15 protein-coding genes are annotated in these 15697 nt (G+C 70.5%); 4 read left to right on the top strand and 11 right to left on the bottom strand.

Features of this window, described 5'->3' with window-relative positions:
- Positions 1-20 precede the first annotated feature (20 nt).
- A complete protein-coding gene (locus JWP60_RS02445) occupies positions 21-2072 on the bottom strand; it encodes a M3 family metallopeptidase (RefSeq protein ID WP_299786037.1) in 2052 nt (683 codons plus the stop codon).
- 113 nt (positions 2073-2185) lie between these two features.
- On the opposite strand from JWP60_RS02445, the gene JWP60_RS02440 reads away from it, so the two are divergent.
- Entirely contained in the window at positions 2186-3568 is a 1383-nt protein-coding gene (locus JWP60_RS02440; protein ID WP_299786035.1) for a DUF1800 domain-containing protein, read from the top strand.
- Positions 3565-4719, top strand: a complete 1155-nt coding sequence (locus tag JWP60_RS02435) for a DUF1501 domain-containing protein (protein ID WP_299786033.1) — start codon at positions 3565-3567, stop codon at positions 4717-4719. Before JWP60_RS02440 ends, JWP60_RS02435 begins: the two co-directional genes overlap by 4 nt.
- 147 nt (positions 4720-4866) lie before the next feature.
- Here JWP60_RS02435 and JWP60_RS02430 read toward each other — a convergent pair whose 3' ends face one another.
- From JWP60_RS02430 to JWP60_RS02415, 4 genes are read right to left on the bottom strand one after another with little or no spacing between them, the layout of a single operon-like run.
- Positions 4867-5628, bottom strand: coding sequence for a TSUP family transporter (locus tag JWP60_RS02430; protein WP_299786031.1), 762 nt, complete (start codon positions 5626-5628; stop codon positions 4867-4869).
- A 7-nt stretch (positions 5629-5635) separates the two neighbouring features.
- Positions 5636-6094, bottom strand: coding sequence for an EVE domain-containing protein (locus tag JWP60_RS02425; protein WP_299786029.1), 459 nt, complete (start codon positions 6092-6094; stop codon positions 5636-5638).
- A 27-nt stretch (positions 6095-6121) separates the two neighbouring features.
- A complete protein-coding gene (gene eno, locus JWP60_RS02420; protein ID WP_299786027.1) occupies positions 6122-7399 on the bottom strand; it encodes a phosphopyruvate hydratase in 1278 nt (425 codons plus the stop codon).
- Positions 7396-8406: an aminoglycoside phosphotransferase family protein gene (locus JWP60_RS02415; protein ID WP_299786025.1), complete on the bottom strand. Its 1011-nt coding sequence runs from the start codon at positions 8404-8406 to the stop codon at positions 7396-7398. Before JWP60_RS02415 ends, eno begins: the two co-directional genes overlap by 4 nt.
- 149 nt (positions 8407-8555) lie before the next feature.
- On the opposite strand from JWP60_RS02415, the gene JWP60_RS02410 reads away from it, so the two are divergent.
- Entirely contained in the window at positions 8556-9449 is an 894-nt protein-coding gene (locus JWP60_RS02410; protein ID WP_299786061.1) for a 2-dehydropantoate 2-reductase, read from the top strand.
- 77 nt (positions 9450-9526) lie between these two features.
- On the opposite strand, the gene JWP60_RS02405 is transcribed toward JWP60_RS02410, so the two are convergent.
- Positions 9527-10279 carry an HAD family hydrolase gene (locus tag JWP60_RS02405; protein WP_299786023.1) on the bottom strand — a complete coding sequence of 251 codons (753 nt, stop codon included), beginning with the start codon at positions 10277-10279 and terminating at the stop codon, positions 9527-9529.
- Positions 10280-10523: 244 nt separating this feature from the next.
- On the opposite strand from JWP60_RS02405, the gene JWP60_RS02400 reads away from it, so the two are divergent.
- Positions 10524-10913, top strand: coding sequence for a collagen-like protein (locus JWP60_RS02400; RefSeq protein ID WP_299786021.1), 390 nt, complete (start codon positions 10524-10526; stop codon positions 10911-10913).
- Positions 10914-10999: 86 nt separating this feature from the next.
- On the opposite strand, the gene JWP60_RS02395 is transcribed toward JWP60_RS02400, so the two are convergent.
- The 5 genes from JWP60_RS02395 to JWP60_RS02375 are packed head-to-tail and all read right to left on the bottom strand — an operon-like array spanning position 11000 to position 15594.
- Entirely contained in the window at positions 11000-11128 is a 129-nt protein-coding gene (locus JWP60_RS02395; RefSeq protein ID WP_299786060.1) for an SDR family oxidoreductase, read from the bottom strand.
- 27 nt (positions 11129-11155) lie between these two features.
- A complete protein-coding gene (locus JWP60_RS02390) occupies positions 11156-12427 on the bottom strand; it encodes an amidohydrolase family protein (RefSeq protein ID WP_299786019.1) in 1272 nt (423 codons plus the stop codon).
- Between the two features lie 3 nt (positions 12428-12430).
- Positions 12431-13066, bottom strand: coding sequence for a uracil phosphoribosyltransferase (gene upp / locus JWP60_RS02385; protein WP_299786017.1), 636 nt, complete (start codon positions 13064-13066; stop codon positions 12431-12433).
- 15 nt (positions 13067-13081) lie between these two features.
- Positions 13082-14350 carry a URC4/urg3 family protein gene (locus JWP60_RS02380; RefSeq protein ID WP_299786015.1) on the bottom strand — a complete coding sequence of 423 codons (1269 nt, stop codon included), beginning with the start codon at positions 14348-14350 and terminating at the stop codon, positions 13082-13084.
- Positions 14347-15594, bottom strand: a complete 1248-nt coding sequence (locus JWP60_RS02375) for a GTP cyclohydrolase II (RefSeq protein ID WP_299786013.1) — start codon at positions 15592-15594, stop codon at positions 14347-14349. Before JWP60_RS02375 ends, JWP60_RS02380 begins: the two co-directional genes overlap by 4 nt.
- Between the last annotated feature and the right edge of the window lie 103 nt (positions 15595-15697).

Below are 15697 nucleotides of genomic sequence, written 5' to 3'. Positions count from 1 at the left end.
CATCCCACCCTACACGGGTGCTAAGTCCTCACCAGCCCCTTCTGCCGCAGCAGCGGCGCGATCACCGGATCGCGCCCCCGGAACGCGCGGAACGCCGCGCCGGGCTCCACGCTGTTGCCCGCCGCATAGATGCAGCGCTTCAATCGCTGCGCGGTCTCGCGATGGAAGGGATCCCCCGCCTCCTCGAACGCGCCCCACGCGTCCGCGTCCAGCACCTCGGCCCAGAGATAGACGTAATAGCCCGCCGCATAGCTGTCGCCGCTGAACAGGTGCTGGAAATGGGCGAGTCGATGATTGGTGCCGGCGGCTGCGGGCAGCCCGCGATCGCGCAGCGTTTGCGCCTCGAAGGCCGGCCAGTCGGCGACGGAGCCGGGATCGGGATGGCGGTGCACCGCCATGTCCACGATCGCACTGCCGCAGTAGCGCACCGTCTCGTACGCCTCGCCGAAGCGCTCCGCTGCCTGCAGCCGCTCGATCAGCGCCGCGGGAATCGGCTCGCCCGTGTGCACATGCCGCGCGTGGCGCTGCAGCACCGCGGGCTCCGAGGCCCAGTGTTCGAACAACTGCGAGGGCAACTCCACGAAATCGCGCAGCACGCTGGTGCCGGCGAGCCTGGCATAGGTGACGTTCGACAGCAGCCCGTGCAGCCCGTGCCCGAACTCGTGGAACAAGGTGCGCACGTCGTCGAAACTCAGGAGCGTCGGACTGCCCTGGGCGAAGTTGTTGTTGTTCAGGATCACGGGCAGCACCTCGCCGCCATTGCGCGACTGCACGGCCAGGCTGCTCATCCAGGCACCGCTGCGCTTGCTGGGACGCGCGAAGTTGTCCTGGATGAAGAGGCCGACAGCGCGGCCGTCCTCGTCGTGCACCTCGTACCCGCGCGCATCGGGGTGATAGAGCACCAGGTCGGGCCGCGGGGTGAAGCGCAACCCGAACAGGCGCTGTGCGCAGTCGAAAGCCGCTCGCACCATCGCGTCGAGCGAGAAGTAGGGCTTGAGCTCCGCGTCGTCGACGGCAAAGTCGCGTTGCCGCACTTTCTCCGCCCAGTAACGCCAGTCCCAGGCTTCGATGGGCTGCTCCACGCCGGCCGCCCGCTGCACCGCGGCCAGCCGCTCCCGCTCGTGCACCAGCACGGCGATGGCGCGATCGCAGACGTCGTCCAGCAGGCGGTCGACGGCGGCGGGCGTGCGCGCCATGCGATCCACCAGTGCGAACTCCGCATAGCTCGAATCCCCATGCAAGCGCGCCTGCTCCTGCCGCAGCGCGAGGATGTGGCCTATGAGGGGCCGGTTGTCGTGCTCGCCCGCGTGCGTGCCGCGTTCCACCCAGGCGCGCCAGGCCTGCTCGCGCAGGTCGCGCCGCTCGGAGAAGCTCAGGAAGGGCAGGATCGAAGAGCGTGACAGCGTGATGGCATGCACGTCGCCCAATCCGCGCTGCTGCGCGGCAAGCCGGGCGGCGGCGCGTACGAACTCGGGAAGCCCGGCGAGCTCGGCCTCGTCATGCAGCTCCAGGGCCCAGGCCGATTCGTCATGCAGCACGTTCTGCCCGAAGGCCGTGCAGCACGCCGCGAGCTCCTGCGCCACCTGCGCATAGCGGGCCTGCGCCGACGGCGCCAGCAGGGCGCCGGAGCGCACGAAGTCCAGGTGCACGCGTTCGATCAGCCGCAGTTGCTCGGGACCTAGCTTGAGGTCGGCTCGCCGCTCATGCAGCAGGGCGATGCGCCGGAACAGGCCCGCGTGCATGGAGACCGCGCTGTCATGGGCGGCCAGCACCGGCGCCATCTGCCGCTGCACCTGCTGCAGCTCGGCGGAGGTCTCCGACGCGCACAGGTTGTAGAACACCATGCGCAGGCGCCCGAGCGCGCGAAAGCTGCGATCGAAGGCCGCAACCGTGTTGTCGAAGTCGGGCGGCGCGGCGGCCTCGCCGATGGCCGCGATTGCCTCGCGGTGCTCCTGCAGCACCTGCTCGAAGGCGGGCGGGAAATGATGAGCCTGGATCTGTGCAAAAGGCGGCAAGCCGAAGGCCGCGGTCCAGGGGGCGAGCAGGGGATTGGCGGCGCGGTCGGGAGGCATGGGCCATTCTAGGAGCGGCTTCCCCTGCGGCGTGCACGCCCGACGCCCCGGATTTACACCCGCGAAACGTCGGCGACAACACGAGCTGCTTCAGGCGCGGTTCAATCCCCTGCGTGACCGCCGCTGCCAGCATCGCCCTCAACCGCTTCGGCCTTGGCGCGCGCGCCGAGGACACCCCGCCAAGCGACCCGCAGGGCTGGCTGCTCGCGCAATTCAGTCGCTACGATCCCGCGCCCGCCGCGTGGGCCGCGCTTCCTCGCACCCCCGCGCTCCTGCAGGAGCTGCTGGCCCGGCAGCGCGCCGTGCGCGACGCCCCCGAGGGCGAGAAACAGGCGGCGCGCCAGGTCTATCGTCGCGAGGGGCGCGAGGCTTATCTCGCGGCGCTCGGCGCGCGGGGCGCCAGTGCGCTCGTCACGCCCGCGCCCTTCGTCGAGCGGCTGGTTCACTTCTGGGCGAATCACTTCGCGGTGTCCGTCGACAAGATGTCCGTGGTCGGCCTCGCCGGTGCGCTGGAGGCGGATGCGATCCGGCCGCACGTTCTCGGCCGCCTCGAGGACATGCTGATGGCGGTGACCCGGCATCCCGCCATGCTGCTCTATCTGGACCAGCCCAACTCGATCGGCCCGCAAAGCGCTGCCGCCCTGCGCGCTGCCGAGGGCGCACAGCCGCGCCGCCGTGGCCTGAATGAAAACCTTGCGCGCGAGATCATGGAGCTGCACACGCTGGGCGTGCGCAGCGGCTACACGCAGGCGGACGTCACCGAATTCGCGCGCGCTCTCACCGGGTGGACGCTGCCCGCGGTCGCTGCGGCGGATCCCTCGAAAGAGGCCGCACCCGTCCCCTCGCTGTTTCGCCCCGCGCTGCACGAGCCGGGCACGCGCACGCTGCTGGCACACAGTTATCCGCAGCCGGGCGAGGAGCAGGCCCGCGCGATCCTGCACGACCTGGCCACGGCGCCGGCGACCGCAAGGCACATCGCCACCAAGCTGGCCCGCCACTTCGTCGGCGACGAGCCGCCGCCGGCGCTGGTGCAGCGGCTTGCCGATGCCTTCACCCGCAGCGGCGGCGACCTGCCCACGGTGTACCGCGAACTGGTCGTCGCACGCGAGGCGTGGCAGGCGACGCCGGCCAAGTTCAAGACGCCCTGGGATTGGGCGCTATCCAGCCTGCGTGCCATGGGCCAGCGCGAGATCGCACCCATGCAGCTCGCCGAGCTGATGAACCAGCTGGGGCAACCAGTGTGGCGCCCCGGTTCGCCGGCCGGCTACGACGACATCGCCGCGAGCTGGGCGGCGCCCGATGCGCTGGTGCGCCGCGTCGAGATGGCGCAGCGCCTGGCCGCGCAAGCCGGCGACGCCGTGGATGCGCGGGTGCTGGCGCCGCGTGTCTTGCCGGGTGCCCTCAGCGAGGCGACGGCTTCCGCGATCGCGCGTTCCGAGAGTCCTGCGGGCGCGCTGGCGCTGCTGCTGGTCTCGCCCGATTTCCTGAGGAGATGAGCTTGTCCCTGGACCGACGCGGCTTCCTGGCCGGCACCGCGGCCCTGTTGCTTGCACCGCGCGTGGCGTTCGCGCAGGCTGCCACCGAGCGGCGCTTCGTCTTCATCCTGCAGCGGGGGGCGGCCGACGGACTGAACACCGTCATCCCCTATGCCGATCCCGCCTACGCCTCCCTGCGCGGGCCGCTCGCGATCGATGCGGCCGGCGCCATCCGCCTGGACGGCAGCTTTGCGCTGCATCCGTCGCTGGCGCAATTCGGCGCGCTCTACACCGCCGGCGAGGCGCTGTTCGTGCAGGCCGTGGCTTCGCCTTACCGCGACCGCTCCCACTTCGACGGCCAGAACGTCCTGGAAAGCGGCGGCACCGCGCCTTACCAGCTGAAGGACGGCTGGTTGAACCGCCTGGTCGGCCTGCTGCCGCGCCCGGGCGAACCGGCGATCGCACTCGCGCCCACCGTGCCGCTGGCGCTGCGCGGGCCCGCGGAGGTGACCTCGTATGCGCCTTCCGCATTGCCGGCGGCCGGCGACGACCTGCTGCTGCGCGTGCAGCAGCTCTATGCCCAGGACGCGCAGCTGCACGCGCTGTGGTCGGCGGCGATGCAAGCCCGTGGCATGGCCGGTGCGGCCGGCCTGGAAGGCAAGCGCCAGGATCCTGCGGCGCTGGGCCGCATGGCCGCCAACTTCCTCGCACAGCCCAAGGGCGCGCGCATTGCGATGATCGAGACGAACGGCTGGGATACGCACGGCGGCCAGAACCCGCGCCTGGCCGCGCAGCTGCGCGCGCTGGACACGCTGGTGGCCGCGCTCAAGCAAGGCCTGGGCGACAGCTGGCGGCAGACGGTGGTGCTGGTCGCCACCGAGTTCGGCCGCACGGCAGCGGTCAACGGCACGGGCGGCACCGACCACGGCACCGCGTCGGCGGCGCTGCTGGCAGGCGGTGCGCTGCAGGGTGGCCGCGTGATCGCGGACTGGCCGGGGCTGGCCCCTGCTGCGCTCTACGAAGGACGGGACCTGCGGCCGACCTTGGGCCTGGATGCGCTGATCGCCAGCGTCGCGGCCGAGAGCTTCGGGCTGGAGCGCGAGCGGGTGGGTCGGGTGCTGTTTCCGCAGATGGCGGCGGGGCAGGGGGTGCCGCGCTTGTTGCGGGGCTAGGGCAGGCGCGGTGGTGTGCGGCTGCGCCGCATCCCACCCTACCGGGCAGCGTGGTCGTCGGGTGCAGCCGCACACCATGCCAGACCCACCGCCGCCACTCCAGCTGTGTAGGGTGGGACGCGGCACCGCCGCGTCCCACCATGATGCTCACCGCACCAGCGCCTTCACCGCCGGCCCGATCAGACCCACCCCCGTCACGATCAACAGCGCGCACACCACCTTCAACACGGTCTCGCGCCGCCACGCGGGCGGATGCCGGCGCATCCACCAGGTCACGGCCATCGCCAGCGGCACCGACAGCGCGCACAGCAGCAGGGAGCGCAGCGAGAAATGGCCGGCCGGCACCACCATGCCCAGGCGGACCAGCGAGCCCGCGGCCAGCGTCGCGACCAGCGTATCGCGCACTTCGTCCAGCGAAAGCGGCTGCCGGTAGTACTGGTACACCAGTGGCGGCCCGGATGCGGAGAACAGTCCGCCCAGCACGCCCGAGAGGAATCCGAATACGCCGAAGGACAGCCGCGATGAAGTGCGCGGCAGCGTTTTTGCGCGCAGCAGCACCACCACCGCGCAGGCGATCACCACCACACCGAGCAGCAGCCGCAACAGCATCACCACGTTGGCCTGCAGCCAGCCCATGATCGCCACGCCGACCGCGACACCCACCACGCTGCCGCTGACCGTGGCGCGCCATATCCCGCGGTTCAGCGAGCGGCGCGACCCGCGCAGGGCGACGGCGGCACTGGCCAGTGAAAGCACCATCGCCACATTCGCGACATCGGGCAAGGGCGCGAGCTGCAGCAGGCTGGCCAAGCCGAGGAGGATCAGCGCCAGCGCGAAGCCGGTGATGCTCTGGGCCCAGGTGGCGATCGCGACGCACAGCAGGAAGCCGGCCAGCTGCCAGCCGCTCATGTCCGCGTCACGCCAGCAGCGCCAGGATACGCTGCCAGTGCCGCGCCTCCACCGGCGTGATCGAGAGGCGATTGCCCTTCTTCAGCACGACCAGGTCCTGCAGCTGCGGATCGGCACGCAACTCCGGCAGGCCCAGCGTGCGCGTCTTGCGCAGCACCTGCACGTCGACCAGCAGCCAGCGCGGTTCTTCGCGCTTGGAGGCGGCATCGTGATAAGGGGAAGACGGATCGAACTGCGTCGGATCGGGATAGGCCGTCGACGCGACGCGCGCGATGCCCACGACGCCCGGCTCCGCGCAACTGGAGTGATAGAACAGCACGCCATCGCCGACGCGCATCGCATCGCGCATGAAGTTGCGCGCCTGGTAGTTGCGCACGCCGGTCCAGGGCACCGTGGCAGCGGGGGCGGCCAGCGCATCGTCGACCGAGACCTCGGCCGGCTCGGACTTCATCAGCCAGTAGTTCATCGCCCGGCGATTGTCGCCGCGAATGCGTCAGCGCCCACCCGCCAGCGCGGCCCGTCCCGCGAAGCCTGCTGGCGCCGGCACGCGGCCTTCGAGCCGGATGCCCTCGTTCCACTTGGCCATGCGTTCGGAGCGCGCGAACGAGCCCACCTTGATCTGGCCCGCGTTCCAGCCGGTGGCCAGGTGCACGATGGCCACGTCCTCGGTGTCGCCGGAGCGCGCCGAGACGATGGTCCCGTAGCCAGATTCTCGCGCCGCATCGAGGGCCGCGCGCGTTTCGCTGACCGTGCCGGCCTGGTTCGGCTTGACCAGCAGGCAGTTGCAGGCACCGCGTTCGGCTGCCGTGCGCACGCGCTGCGCGCTGGTCACGAGATAGTCGTCGCCCACCACCTGCACGTGGCCGGCCGCCGCGCGCGTGAAGGCGATCAGGCCGGCCTCGTCGTCCTCGGCCAGCGGATCCTCGATGGAGACGATGGGATAGCGCTCCAGCCAGCGCAGCAGACGCTCGCACAGCGCGTCCGAATCGAGTTCCTCGTTCTCCAGCGCGAGCCGGTAGCGGCCGCCGTGCCCGAACTCGGAGGCCGCGATGTCGAGCGCGATCGCCACCTCGCTGCCCGGCGTGTAGCCGGCCCGCTCGATGGCTGCGAGCAGCGTGTCCAGCGCATCCTCGTTGCGCGCGAAGGCCGGCCACCAGCCCCCTTCGTCGGCGACGCCGGCCAATGCACCGCGCTCGGCCATCAGCGCGCCGGCCGCCCGGTACACCTCGGCGCTCATCTCCATCGCCTGCGCAAACGAGCGCGCGCCGGTGGCGATCACCATGAAGTCCTGGACGTCCACGCGCCGCCCCGCATGCGCGCCGCCCCCGAACACCTGCACCTGCGGCAGCGGCAACTGCACCGGCCGGCCCTGCGCGAGGTAGCGCCACAGCGGCAGCCGCGCCTGTGCCGCGGCGGCGTGCAGCACAGCGAGCGACGTGGCGATCAGCGCGTTGCCGCCCAGGCGCGATTTGTCGGGCGTGCCGTCCAGCGCGATCAGCAGGGCGTCGATGCTGGCCTGGTCGGATGCGTCACGGCCCACCAGCGCCGGTGCGATCTCCAGTTCGATGCCGCGCAGCGCCCGCTGCACGTCGAGGCCGCCGAAGCGCGGGCCGCCGTCGCGCAGTTCCACGGCCTCGCGTGTGCCGCGCGATGCACCCGCCGGCGCGATGCCGCGGCCGATGCTGCCGTCGGCGTTGCCGACTTCCACTTCCACGGTGGGCCGCCCGCGCGAATCCCAGATGCGGCGCGCCTCGATGCTCTGGATGGTCATGCGAAGGAGCGGACCCAGCGGTCCGCGAGTTGGGTGAGGGAGGAGGGTGGATCCTGCAGCAAGCCAATGCTCTCCCTGCGCACGGCGGCGCGCTGCGGCTCGCCCAGGTATTCCACCGGCGACTTGCCGTCGATGCGCGCGAGCGTCAGTGCCGGCAGCAAGGTCGCGACGCGCGCCTCCAGCGCCGGCTGCGCCTCCCATTGCACATGCGGCCAGTAGCCGTCGGCCAGCGCCCGGAATGCTTGCAGCAACAACGATGCCTGCCCAGGCGCATACACCGACTTCAGCAGCAAGTGATTGAGGCAGAACCCGAGGTCGAAGGCCGGGTCGCCGATGCAGGCGCACTCGGCGTCCAGCAGCACCGGTCCGTCCGGGCCGAGCAGGATGTTCTTCGGGCTGACGTCGCCGTGCACCAGCACGCGCCGGGTGCGCGCGGTGCGATCGACGAGGGCGTGCAGGCGATCGGCAAGGGCAGGGTGCACGCGGGCGCACTCCACCAGATAGGGCTCCAGCCGCAGGGCATGGAAGTGGTCGCCGTTGGCGAACTGCGCGGCGATCTCCGGCCGGTCGGCGGTGGCTGCGTGGATGCGCCCCAGCAGATCGCCCACCGTGCGGGCCATGTCGGGCGCGATGCGGCCCGCGAGCAGCTCGCTCTTCCAGTTGCGGTACTCGGGGCCGAGGAAGGGCATGACGAAGCTGGCGGTCGCCGCGTCCTCACCCAGCACGCGTGGCACGTGGCCGGGGACGATGCGCTGCACGGCCCGCAGCCAGGCGATCTCCGAGAACACGCGCTCCACCGGCACCTGCCACAGCTTGGCCACCTTCAGCTGCGGCAGCGCCTGCTTGATGCAGTAGCTGCCGGAGGCGAGATCGACACGGTAGATGCCCGAAGACACGCCACCGGTCAACGCGGTGGCGTGCACCGGTTCGTCCGCGCGCGCGAGTCCCAGCGCCAGCACGATGCGCCGCACCGCGTCCGGCTGCCGCGACAGGTCGACATAGGCCATGCACGATTATGTCCGCGCGTCGCGTTCCTCCCTCCCCCTCCGGGGGAGGGTTGGGGTGGGGGCGCTCCGCCCTTCGTTTAGCATCGCGCTTCCCGCGGGCCCTGCCTGCGCGATTCAGGAGAAAGTCCATGGCTTCGATCCCCAACCGCCTGCGCGTCGCCGTGATGGGCGCCGGCGCCGTCGGCAGCTACTTCGGCGGCATGCTCGCACGCGCCGGCCACGACGTGACCTTCATCGCCCGGCCGGAGCACGTCGAGGCGATCGCCCGGTCCGGCCTGCGCATGGAGACCAGGAGCTTCGACGAGCAGGTGCCGGTGCGCGCCGTCACCGATGCGTCCGGTGCGCGCGAGGCGGACGCGGTGCTGTTCTGCGTCAAGTCGATGGCCACGGAATCCGCCGGAGAGGAGCTGCGGCCCTTCCTGCGGCCGGACACTCTGGTGCTGTGCCTGCAGAACGGCGTCGACAACGCCGAGCGGCTGCGCAGCGTGCTACCCGCCCACGAGGTCGCGGCGGCCGTGGTCTATGTCGCCACCGAGATGGCCGGCCCCGGCCACCTGAAGCACCACGGCCGCGGCGAGCTGGTGATCGAGCCGGCGCGCGTCAGCCAGCGAGTCGCGCAAGCACTGGTTGCGGCCGGCGTGCCGACGGAGATCTCGGCCAACGTGCGCGGCGCGCTGTGGCTCAAGCTGATCATCAACTGCGCTTACAACGCCATCTCCGCGATCGCGCAGCAGCCTTACGGCGAGAACGTCAAGGGCGAGGGCATCTGGGACGTGATGCGCGATGTGGTCGACGAGTGCCTGGCCGTGGCGCATGCCGACGGCGTGCAGGTGCCGGCGGATGCCCATGCCGTCACGCGCAAGCTGGTGGAGAGCATGCCGGCGCAGTACTCGTCGACGGCGCAGGACCTGGCGCGCGGCAAGCCGACGGAGATCGACTTCCTCAACGGCTACGTGGTGCGCCGCGGTGAAACGTTGGGCATTCGCACGCCTGCCAACCGCGTGCTGTGGGCGCTGGTGAAGCTGCTCGAACGAAAGCACTGACTCTTCTCCGCGCCGGTGGTCTTGCCCCCTCCCCCACCGGGGGAGGGCTGGGGTGGGGGCGCTCCCCCGCCTCGGAATCAAGGCCGCGGACTCGCCGTCTTCCCCAATTCATCCTCCTGCGGCAACAGCACCCCCAGCAGATCCGACGTGGTCCGCAAGATCAGTCCCGCCCCCGCATCGCGCAATTCCCGCTCGGTCCCGAAGCCACACAGCACCGCCAACGTCTGCGCGCCTGCCGCGACCCCCGTGCGCACGTCGATGGTGGTGTCCCCGATCATCAGGCACTGCCCCGGCTCCACGCCCATCTTCTCCGCCGCGTAGAACAGCGGTTCCGGGTGCGGCTTCATGCGCCGCGTGGTCTGGCTGCCGACCACCGCCGTGAACAGGTCGCGCACGCCGTAGTGCACCAGGAAGCGTTCCACGCGCGGGGCGCCCCCGGTGGAGATCGTCACCATCGGATAGTGGGCGGCCAGCTTGTGCAGCATCTCCTGCACGCCGGGCACCATGTCGTGCGGCACCTCGTCCAGCGCTTCGGGATTGCGCGTGTGGGCGGGGTCCGCCTGCCGCTGCTTCATCGTCTTCAGGCGCGTGCGCAGGCGGTCGATCGGCGTGTCGAGACCGAGCTGATCGAGCAAGGCATAGGCGCCATGCACCGGCGTCTCCAGTCCCATCACGACCTGCCGGGCCAGGCGCTCGCTGCGCCGGCCGCTGACGCCGGGGATCGCGTCGAGCAGCGCCGCGAGTTGCGCCACGAGGTGATCGTCGGTGTCGGCGATGGTGCCGTCGACGTCGAAACAGAGGGCACGAACGCGGGAGAGCTCGAGGGCCATGCGGCAAGCATAGGAGAACCCCAGGCCGCCGGGGTGGACGAAGGTGATCCCGAAGCCGGGGAAGAACTGACCAGCGGCCCGGCGCGCTTGTAGGCGAAAGCCTCCAGTCGCGGCAACGGTACGCCCTTCGTACGCTAGCGGACGGAACGGCGGCTCGCCAAGGCTCAGGCTTGCATGGTCAACTGCGCCTCATGCAAATTTCTGCCGGGGGAGCGCGGTTTTCGCTTCGAACGGCAGGAATCACATGAAATACGCAGCAGCTCTCTCGATCACCGTGGTCGCCCTCGCATTGACCGCATGCCAGCGCGAGGTGGCAGTGGTGCCGGCGGTCGCCGCGCCCGCCCCCGCGCCCGCGGCGGTGGTCGTGGTGCCCGGCCCGGCCGGCCCCGCGGGTGCCACCGGCGCGACCGGCAACACCGGAGCGTCGGGCAACACGGGCAGCACGGGCTCCACCGGGCTGACCGGCGACACGGGAGCCTCGGGCCTCACCGGCAGCACGGGGGCGACTGGCGACACAGGCACCACGGGAGTCGCGGGCAGCACCGGTGCGACCGGCGACACGGGAGCCACCGGCCAGCGTGGCCGGACCGGCGACACCATCGTGGTGGTGCCGGCGCCGACCACGACGCGGTGATCCGCGGCGGCGGCGCGCAATGAGCCCCGGATCTGTACCGGGAGGCCATGGAGGCGGCATTCACCGCCCCCGGCACACTCACCAGCTCATAGTTCGCTGAGTCGGCCGCCATCCACGATGAGGCCTGCGCCCTGCACCATGGTTGCGTCGCCCGAGGCGAGATAGGCGACCGCCGCGGCGATGTCCGACGGCTGCGCGAGTTCCGACGCATCGATGCGTTCGACGCCCGCCTGGGGGCTGGTTCACCGCAGGAAGCGCACGGCGGCCGGTCGATCCGGCAGCGTCACCTTGGCGACCACCTCCGGCGTCTCGGCCACCACCACCCCCTTGCGCCAGACCTTCAGGCGATGCGCGCGCAGGCGGATCGCCTCCACCACATCCCGCGCCTGCAGCAGCACGAAGCTTGCGTCGCATCCCGGCTCCAGCCCGTAGCCTTCGAGGTGCATCACCTTCGCGGCGTTCCCGGTCACCGCGTCGAAGCAGGCGCGGATCCCCGCCTGGCTGGTCATCTGCGCCACGTGCAGGCCCATGTGGGCCACTTCCAGCATGTCGGCCGAGCCCATGCCGTACCAGGGGTCCAGCACGCAGTCGTGGCCGAAGGCGACGGTGACGCCGGCGGCCATCAACTCGGGCACGCGGGTCATGCCGCGGCGCTTCGGATACGTGTCGTGGCGGCCCTGCAGCGTGATGTTGATCAGCGGATTGGCGACCACGCTGACGCCGCTCTCCGCGATCAGGGGAAGCAGCTTGCTCACGTAGTAGTTGTCCATGCTGTGCATGGACGTGCAATGCGAGCCGTTGACCCGGCCCTGCAGGCCGAGGCGCTGCGTCTCGAAGGCCAGCGTCTCGATGTGGCGCGAGAGCGGGTCGTCGCTCTCGTCGCAGTGCATGTCGACCAGCTTGTCGCGGCGCGCGGCGGCCTCGCACAGCAGCTTCACGCTGGTGGCGCCGTCCGCCATCGTGCGCTCGAAGTGCGGGATGCCGCCGACCACGTCGACGCCCAGGTCGAGGGCGCGCTTCATGTTGTCGATGCCGCCCGGTGTACGCAGCAAGCCGTCCTGCGGGAAGGCGACCAGCTGCAGGTCGAGGTAGGGCGCCACGCGCTTCTTCACCTCCAGCATCGCCTCCACGGGCAGCAGCGAGGGATCGCTGGTGTCGACGTGGCTGCGGATCGCCAGCAGCCCGCGCGCGACCGCCCAGTCGCAGTACGCGAGCGCGCGCTGGATCAGGTCTTCGGCCTTGAGCAGCGGCTTGAGCTCGCCCCACAGCGCGATGCCTTCGAGCAGCGTGCCGCTCTCGTTGACGCGTGGCAGCCCGTAGCTCAGGGTCGCGTCCATGTGGAAGTGCGGATCGCACAAGGGCGGCGAGAGCAGGTAGCCGCCGGCATCGACGGTCTCGCGCGCCGGCGCCTCGAGCTGCGGCGCGATCTCGCTGATGCGACCCGCCTGCACGGCGACGGACATGCCGGTGCGGCCGTCCGGCAGTGCCGCATTGGTGATCAGCAGGTCGAGCATAGCTTACTTGGTGCCGAACATCCGGTCGCCGGCGTCGCCCAGGCCCGGCAGGATGTAGCCGTGCTCATTGAGCTGGCGGTCGATGGCGGCGGTGAAGATCGGCACGTCGGGGTGCGCCTGCTGCATGGCCTGCACGCCCTCGGGGCAGGTCAGGAGGCACACGAACTTGATCGACTTCGGGCTCAGTTCCTTCAGCCGCTCCACGGCGGCGATCGCGGAGTTGCCGGTGGCCAGCATGGGATCGACCACGATCACGTCGCGCTCCTCCATGTTCTGCGGCATCTTGAAGTAGTACTCCACGGCCATCAGCGTCTTCGGGTCGCGGTACAGGCCGATGTGGCCCACGCGCGCGCCCGGCACCACGCTCAACATGCCGTCGAGGATGCCGGTGCCCGCGCGCAGGATCGAAACGAAGACCAGCTTCTTGCCGTCGATGACTTTGGTCTTCATTTTCTCCAGCGGCGTCTCGACCTCGACGTCCTGCATCGCCACGTCGCGCGTGACCTCGTAGGTCATGAGCATGGCCAGTTCGTTGAGCAGGCGGCGGAAGCTGTTGGTGCTGGCCTCCTTGTTCCGCATCAGGGACAGCTTGTGCTGCACCAATGGGTGGTCGATCAGGTGGACGTTGTTGTTCTGCATGTCGTGAGTGCCTGTTCAGAAGACCGTGCCGTCGCTGGCCACCTGCAGCGGCGGCAGGCCGTTGCGCTGCCGCTGGGCGAGTTCGCGGCCGGCGGCCCAGGTGCCGCCCTCGAGCACGCGGGCCAGCGGCAGGCGCTCGGCATCGAGATGCAGCAGCTTGCGCATTTCGACCGCCACTTCCTCGAGCAGGGCCACCGTCAATGCGCGCCACTCGACGATCAGCTCGTCGCCGGCTTGCCAGACCGCGCGCGTCACCGCCTCGTCGCGCAGGCGCAGCACGCCGCTGTCGATCAGCAGTCCGCCGTTGCGGTACTCGGGCAGGGCGGTCAGCGCCTCGACGCCGCGCACGTTCACGCCCGACCAGGCGAAGGGCTCCAGCAGCGAATAGGTCAGCCACTGCGAGAGCTTGTGGAAGGGCACCCAGCCGTCGCTCTGGCCTTCGCCGCGCACCGCCTCGTGGCGCCAGCAGTCGCCCAGGGGGACGAAGCCGATCGCGTTGTCGGCCGGCCAGATGCCCGAGCAGGACACCAGGATCTGCGAGAGGATGTCGTGGGCCGCCACGTCCGCCGTATAGGGCAGCTCGGGCGAAGGCGCCAGGATCTGGTCGTAGATGCCGGCCGGGCGCGCGATGTTCTGGCCGAACACTTCGGGCTGCTCGCCCATGGCCTCGCCGAAACGGCGCAGCAGGATGGCGCGGCCCTCCAGGCCCACCAGCGGATTGTTCCCGTGCACCTGCAAGACCTGCGCGAGCTGGTCGGTGGCAAGCGCGCGCAGGCCCTCGGCGTCGACCTGCAGCGGGTGCTGCTTGTCGCTGGAGAACATGCCGCCGACGAACGCGTGGTAGCTGGCTACTGCCAGTCCCTCGGAGCGGGTGAAGGTCTGCCCGGTGGCGGAGTCGGTGTACTTCCAGTCCGGCCCCGCGCCGGCATCCAGCAGGACGCTGACGAAGGTGAGGTCCACCAGGCACTGGCCGAGCGTCGCCTTGGGCACGTCGCCCAGCAGGCGCTGGAGTTCGCCCCGGCGGTCCACGCCGCCGGCTTCCAGGTGGCGCCAGCGGCTGTGCAGCGGGATGTGTCCCTTGGGAAATCGCCGGTGAGTGAGATCGGCCACCGCGCGCGCGGCAGCGGCGATGGCGCCATCGTCGACCTCGAACCACGACGACCGGCCGTCGCGCGCGCGCTCGAGCAACTGCCCGCAGCGCTCGCGCACGGTACGGGTGGAGCGCAGCGTGTGCGCGGCCTGTTCGGCCTCGCCGGAGCCGAGGACGAATTCGGTACTGCTCATAGCGTGCGTCCCTTGGTTTGCTTGAGCGCCTCGGCATCGGGCACCACGCCGGGCGTGAAGTAGCCCGCCGCCTTCTTGGCGTCCATCTCGACGCGGGCATCCGCCGGAATCAGGGAGTCGGGAATGTCGACGCGCTCACCGACCTCGATGCCGGAGCCGGTGATCGCGTCGTACTTCATGTTGCTCATGGAGACCAGGCGGTGGATCTTCTTCACCCCGAGCCAGTGCAGCACGTCGGGCATCAGCTCCTGGAAGCGCATGTCCTGCACGCCGGCCACGCATTCGGTGCGGGCGAAGTACTGGTCGGCCGTGTCGCCGCCCACCTGGCGCTTGCGCGCGTTGTAGACCAGGAACTTGGTGACCTCGCCGAGCGCGCGGCCTTCCTTGCGCGAATAGGACACCAGCCCGACGCCGCCACGCTGCGCGCCCTGGATGCATTCCTCGATCGCGTGCGTGAGGTAGGGGCGGCAGGTGCAGATGTCGGAGCCGAACACGTCGGAGCCGTTGCACTCGTCGTGCACGCGGGCGGTGAGTTCGACTTCCGGGTTGGCCAGGTCGCGCGGGTCGCCGAAAATGTAGACGGTCTGGCCGCCGATCGGCGGCAGGAAGACCTCGAGGTCGCTGCGCGTGACCAGCTCGGGATACATGCCGCCGGTTTCCTCGAACAGCACGCGGCGCAGGGTCGACTCGCTGCAGCCGAAGCGCCTGGCCACGCCGGGGAGATACCACACCGGCTCGATCGCGGCCTTGGTCACCATCGCGGCGCCGCCGTCGGTGAGGAAGTGGCCGTCGGCCTTCAGGCGGCCGGACTGCAGCGCCTCGATCACCTCCGGCAGGATCACGTGCGCCTTGGTGACGGCGATGGTGGGGCGGATGTCGTAGCCGGCGGCAAGTTCGCCCGAGAACACCTCGGCCACCGTGGCACCCCAAGGGTCGAGGCTGACGATCTTGCCGGGATCGGTCCATTGCGGGTAGGGGCCGATGATGTCGGTGGGCGCCGTGTTGGTGAGATCGGCCTTGTGTTCGCGCTTGAGCGCACCGGCGGCGACCGCCAACGCGCGGTAGACGCTGTACGAGCCGCTGTGGGTGCCGATCACGTTGCGGTGCGCGCGCTTCGTCGTGGTGCCCACGACCGGCCCGCGTTCCGCTGGCGTCGCCGCGCCCCACTGGATAGGGAGCGCCCCCTGGCCGCCCGCGTGAGAGGTCAGCCGGATATGGCGTGGTGCAGAGGTATCGGTGGGCATCGTGGCTCGCAGGAGGCGAAAAGCCAACTCTAGCAAAGAGCGGGCCGGATGTATTGCACGACCAGGGGCTGCCATGGGCTTCGACGGCTTCGTAGGCTGGGCT

Source organism: Ramlibacter sp., assembly GCF_028291745.1.
GTDB lineage: Bacteria > Pseudomonadota > Gammaproteobacteria > Burkholderiales > Burkholderiaceae_C > Ramlibacter.
The sequence above is the reverse complement of the archived record's forward strand: the minus strand, read 5'-3'. Positions and strand labels throughout refer to the sequence as shown.